Below are 17,155 nucleotides of genomic sequence, written 5' to 3'. Positions count from 1 at the left end.
ATGTACAAGAAAATTCTGGTCCCGATGGCTTTGGATCACGGCATTTCACAACATACGCTGGAAGTCGCGCGTGCCTTATCGGAAAACGGGGCCGAGATCATAGGCTTACATGTCTACGAAATGCCACAGGGATCGGTCAGCGCCTATCTGGACAAGTCCGCAGTGGCCGAAGGGTTCGAACGTGCGAGGCGGGCATTGTTGCAAAAGGTTGACGGGCTGGATGGTGTGAAAGCCGAAATCATCAAAGGGCACACCGCCCGCACCATTATTGACTACGCGACCAGCAACAATGTGGACTGCATTGTTATAGGTTCCCACAAACCGGACCTGAGCGACTATTTTTTGGGATCGACAGCGTCACGCGTCGTTCGTCATGCCCCCTGCGCTGTACATGTACACCGCAGAACCTGATTTCCTTCATCGCGCCATGCGCCCCAACAGGACCAACAGCCCGACCATGAACATAGACAAGAAGATAACTGACGATCTGGTGGCCAACGATATCTCGTTTGTCACCACCGTCCCCTGCAAGCAACTGGCAGGCGTCATCGCTGAAATCGACCAGCGAGAGGACATCCATCACATCCCGTCCAACAAGGAAGACGAGGGGATGGGCCTGTGCGCCGGAGCATGGATGGGCGGCAAGCGTCCCGCGATCATCATGCAAAACACCGCAATCGGTGTGACGATCAACACGCTGGCGACACTGATCCAGTATTATCGCATGCCTTTGCCCATGCTGATTTCCTATCGCGGAGAGCTGCGCGAACCGGTTGCCTGCCAGGTTGAAATGGCTGTGCATACAAAAGCGCTGTTGGCTCAGTTGAATATCCCGACTTATCACTTCCACCATCAGTCAGATGTTGAGGAACTCGACGCGATCCTCAAATACACCTTTATGTGCAACAAACCGGTCGCCATTCTGACCGATGCCAGTTTCTGGGGAGGCTATGGCGACCAATGATCCGTTCTGAAATTCTGAAAGAAATCGCTCCGATCCTGCGCGATCAGCTTGTTGTTTGTAACATCGGCATTCCAAGTCAGGAACTGCATGCCATCGACGACCAGCCCACCAATTTCTACATGCTGGGCACGATGGGGCTGGCCTCATCCATCGGTCTGGGTCTGGCATTGTCGCAGCCCAAGCCTGTTATCGTGATCGATGGGGATGGGTCGGTCCTGACCAATCTGGGTACTTTGCCGACCATCGCCAATAACGTGGCGGACAACTATATCCTGTTGATCGTCGACAATGGGTCGTACGGGTCCACTGGGGATCAGCCGACATATGCGGGGCAGAAGACCTCTCTGGCGAAAATGGCGGAAGCCGCAGGATGCGAGCGCGTAATCGAATGTCAGGCAGAAGATACCGGCCGCGTGCTGCAAGAAGCGCTGGATTCGAAACAGATGACCATCATCGTGGCCAAGTGTGAAAGCGGAAATGCCAAGATGCCGGTTATCACGATGGATCCGGTGGTGATCCGCGACCGGTTCATGAAGGCCGTACAGGCCTGATGCTATCCAGCGCTATCCACAGTTCCGAAGACGCGCGCCGCCTGGCCCGGCGGCGCCTGCCGTGGATGGTGTTTGACTATATCGATGGGTCTGCCGGGGCCGAGGTTGGCGCAACCCGAAACAGGGCTGCACTGGATGCGCAGATCCTTCGTCCACGGATTCTGAAAGACGTCAGTGAAAGGTCGCTTGCTTGTTCCGTCTTTGGCAGGTCGACCCAGCGCCCGTTTGGCATCGCACCGATGGGTATGTGCAACCTGTCGGCCCCCGGTGCAGACCTGATGCTGGCACGTCTTGCGGCGCGGTACGAGGTGCCGCTTGGGGTATCAACCGTCGCATCGACTCCGATGGAAGACCTGATTCTCGAGGCAGAAGGACATGCCTGGTTTCAACTGTATTTCAGCGGTGATGGCAGTGGTACATTCAAGCTGGTCGAGCGCGCAAAGTCAGCGGGGTACGAAACACTGGTGCTGACGGTGGACGTGCCCGAAGTGGGGCGTCGCCCGCGTGAATTGCGCCATGGGTTCAGGATGCCGTTCAAAATGGGCCTGAAACAGGTGCTTGATTTTGCGCTTCATCCGCGGTGGTCGCTGTCCACGCTGCTGCGGGGCAAGCCCGGTATGGCGAATTTCCTGATGGGCGGATATGATTTTGATCGTCGGGAAAGCCGGGCCAAGGCGACTTGGGAGACTTTGGCCCGTCTGCGCGAACAGTGGGCCGGGAAGCTGGTGGTCAAAGGCGTTCTGGATGCTGAAGACGCGTTGCGCCTCAAGTCGGCAGGTGTCGATGCCATTCAGGTCTCAAGCCACGGAGGGCGCCAGTTGGACAGTGCGCCAGCGCCGATTGCCGTATTGCCGGAAATTCGGAACGCCGTCGGTCCGGATTATCCGCTGTTTTACGACAGCGGTTTGCGCTCGGGCGAGGATGTTTTGAAAGCCTTGGCAAACGGGGCAGATTTTGCCTTCTTCGGCCGCATCCTGCAATTTGCAATCGCGGCAGAAGGGGAAGAAGGGCTTGAGCAGCTGTGGTCTGTGCTGAGTGATGAAATGAGTATTGCCATGGCGCAGATGGGCGTTTCGTCGCTGGACGAGGTGCGACGCGCAACCTGAACCAAATATGGAGAACGACCCGAGTCGTACCTTCGAGTCGTTCCTATGCTGGTTTAACCGCGGCGTCTGCGGCGGCGTCCACCGCCTGTTTCGCTTTCTCCGCCTGTGTTGAAGCTTGGATTGGGCAACGTGACAACCTGCGCCAGTTCCGGGAACGGATCGGTCTTGTGCGGGATCGCGTTGGCGGCCACGAAATGATCTTGGAACTTCGGCTCAATTGCGGTTTCGATCTTGGTGATCTCGCGCACGACGCGTTCGATTTCAGCGCGTGATCCGATATTGCACAGCGCAATCCGCGCGCCTGTACCAGCGGCGTTACCCGCGCTGGTGACCTTGTCCAGCGGAGCATCAGGGATCATGCCCAGAACCATTGCGTGCTTGGTTGAAATATGGGCGCCAAAGGCACCGGCCAGAACCACTCGATCCACCTTGTCGACTTCCATCTCGTCCATCAGCAGACGCGCACCGGCATAAAGCGCGGATTTGGCCAGTTGGATGGCGCGGATGTCGCCTTGCGTGACAGTGATGCGGGGGCCACCTTCGGCGCTGGCATCGTGAATCAGGTAAGCGTGAGTGCGGCCTTCGGGGATGCAGCGGGCCGTTCCAGTCTGCTCGGCCGATCCGATCAGGCCGCTTTCATCCAGAAGGCCGGCCATACGCATCTCGGCCACAGCTTCGATAATGCCAGAGCCGCAGATACCGGTGATACCAGTGGTGGCGACATCAAGGTCAAAGCCGTCTTCGTCCGACCATTTCTCGGACCCAATGATGCGAAAGCGGGGTTCCTTGGTGAGGGGATCGATTTCGATCCGCTCGATCGCGCCGGGTGCTGCGCGCTGGCCAGAACTGATCTGAGCGCCTTCAAACGCAGGCCCGGTGGGTGAGGAACAGGCCAGAACTCGGCTGGTGTTGCCCAGCAGGATTTCGGCATTGGTGCCCACATCGACGATCAGAACCAAATCCTCGGAAATACCGGGTTCCTCGGACAGGGCAACCGCCGCACAATCCGCGCCTACATGGCCCGCGATGCAAGGTAGGATATAGACCTGCGCGCGAGGGTTCATGTTGGTCAGTTCCATCTCGCGTGCGGGCAGGGACATCGACTCGGACGATGCCAAGGCAAAAGGCGCCTGACCCAGCTCCACCGGGTCCAGACCCAGAAGCAGATGGTGCATGACCGGGTTGCAGACAAACACCGTTTCCACGATCAGCGCGGTGTCAATGCCGGCTTCTTCAGCGATTGAGGTGGTCAGATCATTGATCGCCTCGCGCACGGCTTTTGTCATTTCCTGATCCCCGCCGGGGTTCATCATGGAATATGAAACACGGCTCATCAGGTCTTCGCCAAAGCGGATTTGCGGGTTCATCAGGCCCGATGAGGCCTTGACCTCGCCGGTTTCCAAGGCGGTCAGGTGAGCCGCAATCGTAGTTGAGCCAAGGTCGATGGCCAGCCCATACAGCCCGCCTTCGTGCAAGCCGGGCCAGATTTCGACAATGCGTGCGACGCTGTCCTTGTGACCTTTGTGAACGGCCACAGTGACTTCCCATTTGCCTTTGCGCAGAACCGGTTGCAACTTGGACAAAAGTGACAGGTCCGCCGTGACCGCGTCAATATTCCACTGTTCGCGCAGCGCGCGTTCAAGGCGCTCCAGATCACCGGTTGGCGAATGCATGTCGGGTTCTTCGACCACCACGAAATACAGACGAGTTGCCGGATCCATGGTGATGGCGCGTGCGGTGGCGGCTTTGCGAACGACCTGACGATGTACCTGGCTTTCCGGCGGCACGTCGATCACGACATCGCCCTGAACCGAGGCCTGACAGCCCAGACGACGACCGGGTTTCAGGCCACGCTTGTCGTCATATCGCTGCTCGACCGCGTTCCATTCGCTCAGCGCATCCTGGGCCACCGTGACGCCGTGCTTGGGAAACTCGCCATAGCTTGGGGTGATCTGACACTTTGAACAGATACCACGGCCCCCGCAGACCGAATCCAGATCCACTCCCAATTGGCGGGCTGCGGTCAGAATTGGCGTGCCGACAGGAAAATGCCCGCGTTTGCCGGACGGGGTAAAGACGACAAGTGGGTCGGTGGTCATGAGTGACATGCCTTTTTGTGTTCGCGCGTTTTCCCGGCAAGATATGGGTTTGAGCGCAAAGGGAAAGGGCCAACAGCGGCACGATTTGCGCGGCATGCGTCGTTTTCTTTGGCTGTATAGGCAACTGGAGCCACAGAGTTGCCCCCAAGGGCTTTTCCTTTGGTTCAATCCATGCAATAGGGTCACCGCCAAACGGGCTTTTGCATGGGGTATTCAGATGCAGATTCGTGAGGCACTCACCTTTGACGACGTTCTTCTGGTTCCGGCCGCATCTTCAGTGCTGCCGGCAACAGCGGACACAACCACGCGTGTCACGCGTGAGATTACCATGAACATCCCGCTGCTGAGCTCGGCCATGGACACGGTAACCGAGGCGCGCATGGCCATTGCCATGGCACAGGCAGGCGGTATTGGGGTCATCCACAAGAACCTTTCCGTAGAAGAGCAGTCTCGCGAGGTTCGCCGCGTCAAACGGTTCGAGTCGGGTATCGTCTATAGCCCTGTTACCTTGCGCGCGGATCAAACCCTGGCCGATGCGAAGGCTCTGGTCGAGCGCTATAATTTCACCGGTTTCCCGGTAGTTGACGCGGATGGCCGCGTGGTTGGTATCGTAACCAACCGGGATATGCGCTTTGCCAATTCCGACGACACGCCGATCAAGGCGATGATGACCTCGGAAAACCTGGCAATGCTGAAAGAACCCGCCGATCTGGAAGAAGCCAAAAGCCTGATGCGGGCCCGTCGTATCGAAAAGCTGCTGGTGGTCGACGGCACGGGAAAACTGACAGGTCTGCTAACGCTGAAAGACACCGAACAGGCGGTTCTGAATCCAACTGCGTGCAAAGACCGGCTTGGCCGCCTGCGAGTGGCTGCCGCGACTTCGGTTGGGGACGCGGGTTTTGAGCGGTCCGAGCAGCTGGTGGCTTCGGGCGTGGATATCATCGTCGTCGATACGGCGCATGGTCACTCTCAGGGGGTGCTGGATGCGGTCAGACGGGTCAAGACTCTGTCGAACGAGGTTCAGATCATTGCCGGAAACGTGGCTACAGGCGAGGCGACCAAGGCGCTGATCGACGCGGGTGCTGACGCCATCAAGGTGGGCATTGGCCCCGGCTCGATCTGTACAACTCGCATGGTGGCGGGCGTTGGTGTCCCTCAGCTGACCGCGATCAGTGATTGTGCGGCTGCGGCGGGGGATGTTCCGGTCATTGCGGATGGTGGCATTAAGTTCTCGGGCGATTTTGCCAAGGCAATTGCGGCCGGCGCGTCTTGCGCCATGGTCGGTTCGATGATCGCGGGCACAGATGAAAGCCCAGGTGAGGTCATTTTGTATCAGGGCCGGTCGTTCAAATCCTATCGCGGTATGGGCAGTCTTGGTGCGATGGCGCGCGGATCGGCGGATCGGTATTTCCAGAAGGACGCGGCAAATGACAAGCTGGTACCCGAAGGGATCGAAGGGCAGGTTCCTTACAAAGGATCAGCCAGCGCAGTGATCCACCAGCTTGTTGGTGGTTTGCGCGCTGCGATGGGATACACCGGCTGCGCGACTGTCGAAGAGATGCGCAGAAACTGCCAATTCGTGAAGATCACGGGCGCAGGTCTGAAAGAGAGCCACGTACACGATGTTCAGATCACACGTGAAAGCCCGAACTACCGGCTGATGTAAGCCGTTGCGCATGACATACGGCACCCATGCACGGGGTGCCGTAGTGATTTTGGATTGGCCTGTCACGGCCTGTTTCAGCCAAGGTAATCCGTGATGACACCTGCTGCCCGCGTTCAGGCCTCGATTGAAATTCTGGACGACATTCTGGCCGGGGCCCCGGTTGAAAAGGCGCTGACCGGCTGGGCACGGCGCAGCAGGTTTGCGGGCTCCAAGGATCGGGCAGCTATTCGCGATCATGTGTTTGATGCTTTGCGTTGCAAACGCTCGTTTGCTGCGTTGGGTGGTTCCGGAACTGGCCGTGGCCTGATGATCGGCGCAATTCGCGCATCGGGTGAAGATCCGGTTGAGTTGTTTACCGGTGACCGCCACGCGCCAGAAGCCCTTCAAAATGACGAAGTATCAAGGGATTTTGCATCCGACGCCGAGAGATATGATCTTCCCGACTGGCTGTGGCCACGGTTCGTTGCATCCTTGAACGATGGCGCCGTGCCTTGCGCATTGGCATTGCAAGAGCGCGCCCCGGTTTTTCTGCGGGTCAATATATTGAAAACGGATGTAACCCGGGCGATTGATGCTTTGGCGACCGACGGTATTTCAGCCCGTCCAACACCGTTATGCGAGACTGCTCTGGAGGTGACAGAAGGGGCGCGTCAGATCGCGCTAAGTCAGGCTTACGCTCAGGGTTTGGTCGAGCTTCAGGATGCGGCAAGTCAGGCTGTCGTTGCTGCCTTGGATCTGCGCCCTGGAATGCGCGTTTTGGACTACTGCGCCGGAGGCGGTGGCAAGTCGCTTGCGATTGCGGCCTACAAGGGTGTCGAGGTTTACGCTCATGATGTGAATGCGCGCCGAATGAAGGATGTTCCGGCTCGGGCAGAACGGGCAGGGGCCAGAATAACCATCCTGAACAGCGCGGAACTAGCTGGTCACGGGCCTTTTGACGTCGTTTTGGCCGACGCCCCGTGTTCTGGCAGCGGTTCGTGGCGGCGCGCACCAGCAGGCAAATGGGTGCTGACCGAACAACGTTTGCAAGATCTTACAGCCAGTCAGGGCGACATTCTTGCCGAGATCACGCCGCTGGTCCAAGCAGGTGGAGTGCTGGCTTATGCAACGTGTTCGGTTCTTGCGGACGAGAACGATGCGGTTGTCGACAGGTTTCTGGCGCAACATGCGGGCTGGCGCGAAACCTTCCGGCACGCATGGCAGGTAACGCGCGGGTCCGACGGATTCTTTACGTCACACTTGACGCGCTGATCTTTCAGTAAATACAACCTTGGGTAGCTGAATTGTTTTTTAGCGCCGTTAGGCGAGTGTTAACCAATTCTACCTGTTATTACCGCAAAACCTGTGCCCGAGCCGTTTATGCCTGACACCACTGAGTTCTTTCCAGCCCCTTCAGCCGCCAATACTCCATCGGTGTTTCGGATCGGGTCGTTGGTGTTTCTGGCGCTGTTGATCAGCCTGGCACCTGCGGTTGGATTTATGCCGTCGGACTGGACAAAAGGATTGCTGGCAACAGGCATCTCCCTGTTGGGTGTGGCGCTTTTGTTTGGGATCAAGGGGGCGATTACAAACAGGCATTTGCATCAGATATCGGCCCTTTTGGCCGCTTTCGCAGAGCGCGCGGATGCTCCGGTTGTGATCTCGAACAGGTATGGTGACATATTGGCCGCGAACGTCCTGGCGGAGAAAAAGTTGGGGGCCGTACGGGGCGAAACCCTGGCCCGCTGTTTACGCTCCAAGTTTGCCAATCCATCGGCGATTTTACTAAGCCTGCAATCACGTGCGCAATCCGCGGGACGCGCCCAGAGCGAGTTTCCCGGTGGCGGCCGGTCCATTTCAATTTCCGTGCTTCGATTGAGGCCGGGGCTGTTCTGCTGGAGCTTTAACTACGTTCAACAGGATAGTTGGCAAACCCTTGGCTTGCCGGTTGTAACCATTGGACGCGCAGGTGATGTATTGCGCGTCAATGCCACGGCCGAGCGTTTGTTTGGTGCGCACCCTGCCGGAGTGCAGGATATTTTCAGCGAAGCAGAACCGCGGATTGGAGCTGTCAACGCGGTCAGGACCCGCGATGGTCATATTCTGGCAGCCGTGTCCGAACTTTCTCAATCCGGGTCGGAACGAAGCCTTTGTTTGTTACCGGTTACGCAGATGCCCGCACAGGATGCGGTCATGTCTTTCTCCGACCTTCCGGTTCCAATTCTCAGGCTTTCCGTGGACGGCATCATCCTGGACAGTAATCGGCTGGCGGCGAAACTGTTGGGAAAGAAGCAGCTTGAAGGCTGTAATATCAGCGACATCATGCGGGGCATGAGTGGCCCTGTGCTGGAATGGTTGAAACGGACCGAAGCGCAAGAAGAAACGCAGCGATCAGAGTTCTTGCAGTTCATCAGAGACGACAAGGAAATCTTTGTTCAAGTCACCCTGAGCCGCGTGTTTGTCGACGGAAAGATATACCTGATCGCGGTTCTGAACGATGCGACTGAACTGAAGACGCTGGAAGCTCAATTCGTTCAGGGCCAGAAGATGCAGGCCGTAGGGCAATTGGCCGGTGGTGTAGCACATGATTTCAACAACCTGCTGACAGCCATTTCGGGTCACTGCGATCTGCTGCTGTTGCGCCATGACCAGAATGACCCGGATTACGGGGATTTGGTGCAGATCAATCAGAATGCCAACCGGGCCGCCGCGTTGGTCAGTCAGCTTTTGGCGTTTTCGCGGAAACAGACCCTCAGGCCCGAAGTGTTGGATCTGCGTGACACGATCTCGGACCTTATTCACCTGCTGAACCGTTTGGTTGGCGAAAAGGTGCAATTAACGCTGAGCCACGATCCGGTGCTCAAACCCGTGCGGGCGGACAAGCGCCAACTCGAGCAGGTGCTGATGAATCTTGTCGTTAATGCGCGGGATGCCATGCCGGACGGGGGCGAAATTCGCATCGAAACCAGCGTGTTGACCCTTTCGCAACCTCTGATGCGGGACAGGGCAACCGTGCAACCGGGCGACTATGTGACAGTCAAGGTTGTAGATGGCGGCGTTGGTATACCGACAGACAAGCTGCAGAAGATTTTCGAACCCTTCTACACGACGAAACGAACTGGTGAAGGCACCGGGTTGGGGTTGTCAACGGCATACGGGATCGTCAAGCAGACCGGCGGCTTCATCTTTGTCGACAGTGCTATTGGACGGGGTACCGAGTTCACGGTTTTCCTTCCGGTTTGTGAGACAGCGACCGAAGTCGAAGCCGAGTTGCCAGCCCAGCCCGAATCTCAGAGTGCCAGGCAGGGTGAGGGCGTGGTGCTGCTGGTCGAGGATGAGGCGCCTGTTCGTGCTTTTGCAACGCGCGCCCTGCGGCTGAAGGGTTACACCGTGCTCGAGGCGGACTCGGCGGAAGAGGCACTTCGACTGCTTGAAGATCCCGCGTTAAGTGTTGATGTATTCGTCACTGATGTAGTCATGCCGGGAATGGACGGGCCGACCTGGGTGCGCAAGGCCAGGGAGACGCGCCCGGACGCGCGTGTGATCTTCGTGTCCGGGTATACCGAAGGCGTTTTCGGCGATACGGGTCCGGATATTGCCAACTCAACCTTTCTGCCCAAGCCGTTTTCCCTCAACCAACTGACTGAGGCCGTGTTTCAACAACTCAACTGAAGAATCACAATGCGGCTTTGTGCAGCGCAAATTCTTCCGGGAAGGCACTACGAAACTTCTGCTCGGTGGCTGGTGACAGATGTAAATCTCCCTGAGGCGAAACGTTTTCGCGCTTCAGATCGATCTGCATGTCCAGCCGTGATTGCAGAAAACCCAACACCTTGTCCTGATGTTCGTATTTGAAGATATGATGAGCGCCAGCGCTGTCGTTGCGGGTACGGAAGAATTGCGCCTGGCTGCCGACATTGGCAAACTCTGGACGTGTGTCCTGCAAATAGGCTTGCACGAACGCGTCAAAACTCATGTCACGTGTCGAGCGTAGTTGACCTATCAAGTCTTCGCGACTGCGGAACCGGTACCAGCTGCCCAGCCAATCCAACGGCTCGCGCACAACGGCCATAATTTCCATCTCGGTATCAAACAGTTTTCGAAACATGGTCTGGAAAAACCGGTCATACCGACGCACCGGGGCGTGTTTCAGCTCTGGTGGATGTGAAACGATGAGATCTGCCCGGTCACGCAACGCCGTATGATAAGCCGTGCTTCCGGTCTTGGGGACAGAAAGAAAAGCCAGTCGTTCTTTATAAAAAACAAGCATTTACCGATCCGAAAAATTGCCATGTTACTTGTGCAGATTGTCGTAAACGACTCTTTAACACAATTGCAGAAGACTGATTTCTGTAAGTTTTGGTTGAAATGTTCTCTTTTTGATCTCATAAGGAACAAGAGGCGAACAAAGCAGCGATTGCCGCCCGATTAAGGGTGTGACAAAAGGGAAGGCGACAGGACAATGGCGGATCTTCTGACTATGAGCGACAAGAAAAACGCAGACAAGCAAAAGGCGCTCGACAGTGCGCTGGCCCAGATCGAACGGCAGTTCGGCAAGGGATCGATCATGAAACTGGGCGAAGATGCCCGGCAGGACATCGAGGCGAGCTCGACCGGGTCGCTGGGTCTGGATATCGCGCTGGGTATCGGCGGACTGCCGATGGGGCGTATTGTTGAGATTTACGGGCCTGAGAGCTCGGGCAAAACCACTTTGACCCTTCATTGTATAGCTGAGCAGCAAAAGCGGGGTGGAGTTTGCGCGTTCGTGGATGCGGAACACGCTCTGGACCCGCAATATGCCCGCAAGCTGGGTGTTGATCTGGATGAGCTTCTGATCTCGCAGCCCGATACCGGTGAGCAGGCGCTTGAAATCACGGATACTCTGGTGCGCTCGGGCGCGGTCAATATGGTTGTTGTCGACTCGGTCGCTGCCCTGACGCCGAAATCGGAACTCGAAGGGGACATGGGCGACAGCAGTGTCGGTGTGCAGGCCCGACTGATGAGCCAGGCGATGCGCAAACTGACAGGCTCGATCAGCCGCTCGAACTGCATGGTCATCTTCATCAACCAGATCCGGATGAAGATCGGCGTGATGTTCGGCAGTCCGGAAACCACAACCGGTGGCAACGCGCTGAAATTCTATAGCTCGGTTCGGCTGGATATCCGCCGGATTGGCGCGATCAAGGACCGGGATGAGGTGGTCGGGAACCAGACCCGCGTCAAAGTTGTGAAGAACAAGGTCGCACCGCCGTTCAAACAGGTGGAATTCGACATCATGTATGGCGAAGGCATCTCAAAGATGGGCGAATTGCTGGATTTGGGTGTCAAAGCCGGTGTTGTCGAAAAGTCCGGGTCCTGGTTCAGCTATGGTGATGAGCGGATCGGGCAGGGGCGTGAGAACGCCAAACAATACCTGCGGGAAAACAGCCGGGTGGCGTTGGATATCGAAGACAAGATCCGCGCGGCGCATGGGCTGGAATTCGACTTGTCGCCAGGGTTTGCCGAGGATGACGATATTCTGGAGGCCTGATGCCCTGAAGCGGGTGATCCGTAGCCTCTGCGCAAAGACTGCAACAGTTGCAACAAGGCGGCCTGATCGGGTCGCCTTGTTTCGTTCCAGAGTGCCTCTGCTGTGGACACTCACTTGACGGGGGGCTAAACCAACGGAGACCAAGATATATGTGCGCCGAGAGAGCCCTATGCCAACCCTGAACGACATCCGATCGACTTTTCTGAACTACTTTGAAAAACAAGGGCATGAGGTCGTCGCGTCCAGCCCGCTGGTGCCGCGCAATGACCCGACGTTGATGTTCGTGAACTCAGGCATGGTGCAGTTCAAGAACTTGTTCACCGGTCTGGAAACCCGCGATTACAAACGCGCCACAACGGCCCAGAAATGTGTGCGGGCGGGCGGCAAGCACAACGACCTCGACAATGTTGGCTATACGGCGCGTCACCACACGTTTTTTGAGATGCTGGGGAACTTCTCATTCGGGGATTACTTCAAACATGAAGCGATCCCTTTTGCATGGGAGCTGATCACCAGGGAATTCGGTATCGATAAGACCCGCCTGTTGACCACGGTCTACCATACCGACGATGAAGCCTTTGAAATCTGGAAGAAGGTCGGTGTGCCCGAGGACCGGATCATCCGCATCGCCACCAATGATAATTTCTGGCAGATGGGTCCGACCGGACCTTGCGGTCCGTGCACCGAGATCTTCTATGATCACGGCGATCACATCTGGGGTGGCCCTCCGGGATCACCCGAGGAAGATGGCGACCGGTTCATCGAAATCTGGAACGTCGTTTTCATGCAGAACGAGCAGTTCGAAGATGGCTCGATGGTCGAGCTTGACATGCAGTCCATCGACACCGGTATGGGGCTCGAACGGATTGGGGCGCTGTTGCAAGGCAGCCATGACAATTATGACACCGACCTGTTCAAGACCCTGATCGAGGCTTCGGCGGATGCGACCGGTGTCGATCCCTATGGCGACCAGAACGTGCATCACAGGGTGATCGCGGATCACCTGCGTTCGACCTCGTTCCTGATTGCAGACGGTGTGATGCCCAGCAATGACGGTCGCGGATACGTTCTGCGCCGGATCATGCGCCGCGCCATGCGCCATGCGCACCTGCTGGGCGCCAAGGATCCTGTCATGCATCGCCTGGTGCCTACGCTGGTGCAGCAGATGGGCGGGCATTATTCTGAACTGAAACAGGCGCAACCGCTTATCGAAGAGACGCTGCTGCTGGAAGAAACCCGGTTCAAGCAGACACTGGATCGTGGTCTGAAGTTGCTGGATGATGAGGTTTCAGGGCTTTCCGAGGGGGCACCCCTGTCAGGTGAAGCGGCCTTTAAGCTTTACGACACTTATGGCTTCCCACTGGATCTTACGCAGGATGCGCTGCGTGAAAAGGGCCTGAGCGTCGACACGGACGGTTTTGACACCGCGATGGCCGAACAAAAGGCCAAGGCACGTGCCGCATGGGCCGGGTCAGGTGAAGCAGCGGATCAGGTCGTATGGTTTGATGTGCTGGATACCGCCGGTGCGACGGATTTCTTGGGCTATGATACCGAGAAAGCCGAAGCGCAGGTTGTCGCCCTGGTTGTTGATGGTGCACTGGTCGACAAGATCGACGCGGGCAACAGCGGTTGGGTCGTCGTGAACCAGACCCCGTTCTACGGAGAGGCCGGCGGTCAGGTCGGCGATACTGGCGCGTTGCGTAGGCTGGAGGATCGCGATCACCTGAGCCGCGTAGAGGACACGAGGAAGTTTGCCGACGGCAAGGTCTATGCTCATAAGGTAGCAGTTCAAAGCGGAGTTGTTCGCAAAGGCGATGCGGTAGAGCTTGAGGTTGATCATGCCCGCCGTTCCGCCATTCGCGCCAATCACTCGGCCACGCACCTGCTGCATGAAGCATTGCGCGAAACGCTGGGTGATCACGTGGCGCAGCGCGGTTCGCTGAACGCGGCGGATCGTCTGCGGTTCGACTTCAGTCATTCCAAAGCGCTGAGCCTGGAGGAAATCCAAAAAGTCGAACGTGAGGTGAACGATTTCATCCGCCAGAATTCGACTGTTGAAACCCGGGTCATGACACCCGACGACGCGCGCGCATTGGGTGCCCAGGCCCTGTTCGGCGAGAAATATGGTGACGAGGTTCGTGTTGTCTCTATGGGCAAGGCGCCAACAGGAAAAGGCCATGACGGAGATACGTGGTCGATAGAACTCTGTGGCGGCACACATGTGCGCCAGACAGGTGATATCGGCACCTTTGTTGTGTTGGGTGACAGCGCCAGCAGTGCTGGTGTGCGCCGGATCGAAGCGCTGACCGGCGATGAAGCCTTCCGCTATCTTTCGGCACAAGATCAACGTCTGGCTCAGGTCGCATCGGAACTGAAAGCGCAACCGGACGACGTGGTGGCGCGCGTGAAAAGCCTTCTGGACGAACGCAAGGCCTTGCAGAACGAAGTAGCTCAGTTGCGCCGGGATCTGGCTATGGCTGGCGGGGCCGGTCAGGGCGGTGGTGCCGAGGCGCGGGATGTAAATGGCGTGAAATTCCTGGCGCAAGCCCTCAGCGGTGTTTCAGGCAAGGACCTTCCTGCGTTGATCGACGAACACAAAAGCCGACTTGGATCGGGTGCGGTGCTGCTGATTGCGGATACGGGCGGCAAGGCGGCCGTTGCGGCAGGTGTGACAGAAGACCTGACCGGACGGATTTCGGCGGTGGATCTTGTAAAAGCGGCCGTGATCGAGTTGGGCGGAAAAGGCGGCGGCGGCCGTCCTGACATGGCCCAGGGCGGTGGTAAGGATGCATCAAATGCAGATGCGGCAATCAAGGCCGCACAACAGGTTTTGGGAGGATAATATGCCTGCTCTTTGGATTGCGCATGTCACGGTGACAGACGCCGAGGCTTACGGCAAATACGCCGAACTGGCCGGACCGGCCATCGCCAAGCACGGGGGCGAGTTTATCGCCCGTGCTGCGCGATACGTTCAGCTGGAAGGCAAGGAACGTCCACGAAACGTAGTGGCGCGCTTCCCGTCGCTGGAGGTTGCGGTTGAATGCTATAACTCGGATGAGTACCAGCAAGCCCTGAATCACGCGCGCGGCGCAAGCGAGCGTGAACTGATTGTGGTAGAAATCACCGAGTGACATTTGGGCCTTGCTTCCAAGGCACTGATAATTTCAAGAAAACCGGCAGTGGATAAGCAAGATTCGGCTTATGTCATGTTTGGTTGATGCCGATCAGCCCGCGATAGCGGGCTGTTTTTTATATAATTGTTAGGTTTCAATATCTTATCTTCCGGTTCTCACGTTCTACCGAATGGTTCCTGACCAAATTGTGGCCGCGCCAACAAAATTCTTACGTAAAATTGTCAGATTCTCGGACGAATTTTTGCCCTGTTTCGCTTGCAGGTTCTCAAAAGATTGCGCGTAACACCTGATCACAGATAGTTTCAAGAAACAGAATGTGGTGCAGTTGGACATGCAATCGCTCGAAGAACATCGGATCGGGGACCTCGCATGATTTCATTAACGAATTTACCCAAGATGTGTGTTGCCGTGCTTGCATCGGTTGCGTCGCGCGCATTGGGCATCTGCACCGTGTGTATCGGCGTCATAGCGTCCGCACCTGTCGCGCAGGCATCCGACGGCGTTTTTATCCCTACCGTTGCGTCTTCGCCTCCGCCTTCAGGTGCAATCAACCTATGCAACCAATATAACTGGGCTTGCACTGCGAAACGTTCGGTGACGTTGTCCAGCCACCAAGAGCTGACGGTGGTAAATCAAGTGAATCGTCGCGTGAATGCGTCGACCCGGGAAGTTACGGATCAGTCTCAGTACAAAACGCGTGAGCGATGGGCATTGCCAACACCCAGAGGCGGTGATTGTGAAGACTTTGCATTGTTGAAGAAAAGAGATCTGATCCATGCGGGGGTTGATCCAAGTAAGCTTTTGATTGCAACCGTACTGGACACACGCCGGACACCTCATGCGGTTCTGGTTTACCGCTCGGCGCAGGGCGACCTGATCTTGGACAATCTCACAAACCGGATCAAGCCCTGGACAGCTACGCGCTATCTGTTCCTGCGCATGCAAGACCCGAAGCGGCCCAGTCAATGGGTTGGCGTTTACGGGCGCAGCTGATCTCAGCGGAATCTTCGACATACACAAATTCCTGCCCTTAGACGCAGATTTGATCTGCGCCCAAGAGTGTAGTCTTTGACCTGACGTTTGGACGGATTAATCCGAACGTTTTGCGTATCGACGTATTCTAGCCCCGAAGCCTTGACCAGCAAAGCTTTTGCTGTCGAATACGCTCCGCTTTCCTAGGCCCGGTTCGCTGATACTCGATTTCGTCTCTATCGGTCTTCTTCGTGCTCTTCGCCACCGGGCTCTTCGCCACCGGGCTCTTCGCCACCGGGCTCTTCGCCACCGGGCTCTTCGCCACCGGGCTCTTCGCCACCGGGCTCTTCGCCACCGGGCTCTTCGCCACCGGGTTCTTCGCCACCGGGTTCTTCGCCACCGGGCTCTTCGCCACCGGGCTCTTCACCACCGGGCTCTTCGCCACCGGGCTCTTCACCACCGGGCTCTTCACCACCGGGCTCTTCGCCACCGGGTTCTTCACCACCGGTTGGATTACCGCCGCCGCCATTGGGGGGCGTGCCGTTTTCCTGGGAAGGTCCGTCCCCGGATCTCTGGTCTGAGACACCGATTGATGCGGTCGGGAAGTCACTTAGCAGGCCTGCCAGCGGGGCGCATTCTGCACCGACGCGCGCCAGGATCTGATCGAAGTCATGCCGACGCTGAATGTAGCGGATCATGCCGGATGTCACAGCATCGCATTCGCACAAAACCTGAGCGGACGCAGCGGATTGCCGTGCTGTTGCAACCGTACATGTCCCAGCGGCAAAGGTTTCACCGGCAGGTGAAAGCAGAAAAGTTGTCGCAATAAAAAACAGTGGAAACTTGCGAGCTCTATTACCCATTTTGAACTCCTTGGAACTCGATAACTAAACTATGTCCTTCTATGCACCATTCTCGTATCGGTGTTTGTGAAGGGCGTCACACTTCTGACGTGTTTTGACCATAATTTGAGGGCACCTACAATATCTTGTTGATGAGGCTTGTGTCAGAAGCCTTCAACCATATGGAGAAAACTGTTATTTTTCAAATAAAAACCGGGCAGTGGGCCCGGTTTTTCTGATTTCGTCTTTTGTCGAATTGGAAGCAAATTTGCCACACTAATGCCATTGTTTCCGTTTGGTCAGTTTGCAACC

General features: G+C 56.9%; 14 protein-coding genes. 11 read left to right on the top strand and 3 right to left on the bottom strand.

Going from position 1 to position 17,155, the window contains the following annotated elements:
- The 4 genes from ACR0BF_RS05065 to ACR0BF_RS05050 are packed head-to-tail and all read left to right on the top strand — an operon-like array spanning window position 1 to window position 2,621.
- Window positions 1-411 carry a universal stress protein gene (locus ACR0BF_RS05065; protein WP_480505127.1) on the top strand — a complete coding sequence of 137 codons (411 nt, stop codon included), beginning with the start codon at window positions 1-3 and terminating at the stop codon, window positions 409-411.
- 46 nt (window positions 412-457) lie between these two features.
- Window positions 458-964 (top strand): sulfopyruvate decarboxylase subunit alpha, encoded by a 507-nt coding sequence (comD, locus tag ACR0BF_RS05060; protein WP_480517090.1) that lies wholly within the window; start codon window positions 458-460, stop codon window positions 962-964.
- The gene (comE, locus tag ACR0BF_RS05055) at window positions 961-1,515 is read left to right on the top strand and encodes a sulfopyruvate decarboxylase subunit beta (protein WP_209503877.1); all 555 of its coding nucleotides are present in this window, start codon (window positions 961-963) and stop codon (window positions 1,513-1,515) included. Before comD ends, comE begins: the two co-directional genes overlap by 4 nt.
- Complete coding sequence (locus ACR0BF_RS05050) at window positions 1,515-2,621, top strand: alpha-hydroxy acid oxidase (RefSeq protein WP_480472854.1); 1,107 nt, start codon at window positions 1,515-1,517, stop codon at window positions 2,619-2,621. The genes comE and ACR0BF_RS05050 overlap by 1 nt, the downstream gene beginning before the upstream one ends.
- A gap of 53 nt (window positions 2,622-2,674) precedes the next feature.
- Here ACR0BF_RS05050 and ACR0BF_RS05045 read toward each other — a convergent pair whose 3' ends face one another.
- Complete coding sequence (locus ACR0BF_RS05045; protein WP_480624409.1) at window positions 2,675-4,720, bottom strand: ASKHA domain-containing protein; 2,046 nt, start codon at window positions 4,718-4,720, stop codon at window positions 2,675-2,677.
- Between the two features lie 217 nt (window positions 4,721-4,937).
- Here ACR0BF_RS05045 and guaB point away from each other — a divergent pair, with 217 nt between their 5' ends.
- The 3 genes from guaB to ACR0BF_RS05030 all read left to right on the top strand — a co-directional run bounded on the left by guaB (window position 4,938) and on the right by ACR0BF_RS05030 (window position 10,037).
- Window positions 4,938-6,386, top strand: a complete 1,449-nt coding sequence (gene guaB / locus ACR0BF_RS05040; protein ID WP_480472852.1) for an IMP dehydrogenase — start codon at window positions 4,938-4,940, stop codon at window positions 6,384-6,386.
- 93 nt (window positions 6,387-6,479) lie between these two features.
- Entirely contained in the window at window positions 6,480-7,637 is a 1,158-nt protein-coding gene (locus ACR0BF_RS05035) for an RsmB/NOP family class I SAM-dependent RNA methyltransferase (RefSeq protein ID WP_480553545.1), read from the top strand.
- A gap of 108 nt (window positions 7,638-7,745) precedes the next feature.
- On the top strand, window positions 7,746-10,037 hold the full coding sequence (locus tag ACR0BF_RS05030; protein ID WP_480624408.1) for an ATP-binding protein: 2,292 nt from the start codon (window positions 7,746-7,748) through the stop codon (window positions 10,035-10,037).
- A gap of 4 nt (window positions 10,038-10,041) precedes the next feature.
- On the opposite strand, the gene ACR0BF_RS05025 is transcribed toward ACR0BF_RS05030, so the two are convergent.
- Complete coding sequence (locus ACR0BF_RS05025; RefSeq protein WP_480553541.1) at window positions 10,042-10,635, bottom strand: sulfotransferase family 2 domain-containing protein; 594 nt, start codon at window positions 10,633-10,635, stop codon at window positions 10,042-10,044.
- Window positions 10,636-10,827: 192 nt separating this feature from the next.
- On the opposite strand from ACR0BF_RS05025, the gene recA reads away from it, so the two are divergent.
- The 4 genes from recA (at window position 10,828) to ACR0BF_RS05005 (ending at window position 16,022) form a co-directional block, all read left to right on the top strand.
- A complete protein-coding gene (gene recA, locus ACR0BF_RS05020) occupies window positions 10,828-11,895 on the top strand; it encodes a recombinase RecA (RefSeq protein ID WP_480472844.1) in 1,068 nt (355 codons plus the stop codon).
- A 169-nt stretch (window positions 11,896-12,064) separates the two neighbouring features.
- Window positions 12,065-14,737 (top strand): alanine--tRNA ligase, encoded by a 2,673-nt coding sequence (gene alaS / locus ACR0BF_RS05015; protein ID WP_480624407.1) that lies wholly within the window; start codon window positions 12,065-12,067, stop codon window positions 14,735-14,737.
- A 1-nt stretch (window position 14,738) separates the two neighbouring features.
- A complete protein-coding gene (locus ACR0BF_RS05010) occupies window positions 14,739-15,026 on the top strand; it encodes a DUF1330 domain-containing protein (RefSeq protein WP_480624406.1) in 288 nt (95 codons plus the stop codon).
- A 372-nt stretch (window positions 15,027-15,398) separates the two neighbouring features.
- The gene (locus ACR0BF_RS05005) at window positions 15,399-16,022 is read left to right on the top strand and encodes a transglutaminase-like cysteine peptidase (RefSeq protein WP_480624405.1); all 624 of its coding nucleotides are present in this window, start codon (window positions 15,399-15,401) and stop codon (window positions 16,020-16,022) included.
- A gap of 127 nt (window positions 16,023-16,149) precedes the next feature.
- Here ACR0BF_RS05005 and ACR0BF_RS05000 read toward each other — a convergent pair whose 3' ends face one another.
- The gene (locus tag ACR0BF_RS05000) at window positions 16,150-16,530 is read right to left on the bottom strand and encodes a hypothetical protein (RefSeq protein ID WP_480624404.1); all 381 of its coding nucleotides are present in this window, start codon (window positions 16,528-16,530) and stop codon (window positions 16,150-16,152) included.
- Between the last annotated feature and the right edge of the window lie 625 nt (window positions 16,531-17,155).

The organism is Ruegeria sp. AG7 (assembly GCF_056541545.1).
The sequence above is the reverse complement of the archived record's forward strand: the minus strand, read 5'-3'. Positions and strand labels throughout refer to the sequence as shown.

Coding starts and splice junctions, on each gene's coding strand:
- ACR0BF_RS05065 (WP_480505127.1), top strand. CDS start 1: ATGTACAAGAAAATTCTGGTCCCGATGGCTTTGGATCACGGCATTTCA.
- comD (WP_480517090.1), top strand. CDS start 458: ATGAACATAGACAAGAAGATAACTGACGATCTGGTGGCCAACGATATC.
- comE (WP_209503877.1), top strand. CDS start 961: ATGATCCGTTCTGAAATTCTGAAAGAAATCGCTCCGATCCTGCGCGAT.
- ACR0BF_RS05050 (WP_480472854.1), top strand. CDS start 1,515: ATGCTATCCAGCGCTATCCACAGTTCCGAAGACGCGCGCCGCCTGGCC.
- ACR0BF_RS05045 (WP_480624409.1), bottom strand. CDS start 4,720: ATGACCACCGACCCACTTGTCGTCTTTACCCCGTCCGGCAAACGCGGG.
- guaB (WP_480472852.1), top strand. CDS start 4,938: ATGCAGATTCGTGAGGCACTCACCTTTGACGACGTTCTTCTGGTTCCG.
- ACR0BF_RS05035 (WP_480553545.1), top strand. CDS start 6,480: ATGACACCTGCTGCCCGCGTTCAGGCCTCGATTGAAATTCTGGACGAC.
- ACR0BF_RS05030 (WP_480624408.1), top strand. CDS start 7,746: ATGCCTGACACCACTGAGTTCTTTCCAGCCCCTTCAGCCGCCAATACT.
- ACR0BF_RS05025 (WP_480553541.1), bottom strand. CDS start 10,635: ATGCTTGTTTTTTATAAAGAACGACTGGCTTTTCTTTCTGTCCCCAAG.
- recA (WP_480472844.1), top strand. CDS start 10,828: ATGGCGGATCTTCTGACTATGAGCGACAAGAAAAACGCAGACAAGCAA.
- alaS (WP_480624407.1), top strand. CDS start 12,065: ATGCCAACCCTGAACGACATCCGATCGACTTTTCTGAACTACTTTGAA.
- ACR0BF_RS05010 (WP_480624406.1), top strand. CDS start 14,739: ATGCCTGCTCTTTGGATTGCGCATGTCACGGTGACAGACGCCGAGGCT.
- ACR0BF_RS05005 (WP_480624405.1), top strand. CDS start 15,399: ATGATTTCATTAACGAATTTACCCAAGATGTGTGTTGCCGTGCTTGCA.
- ACR0BF_RS05000 (WP_480624404.1), bottom strand. CDS start 16,530: ATGGCGGCGGCGGTAATCCAACCGGTGGTGAAGAACCCGGTGGCGAAG.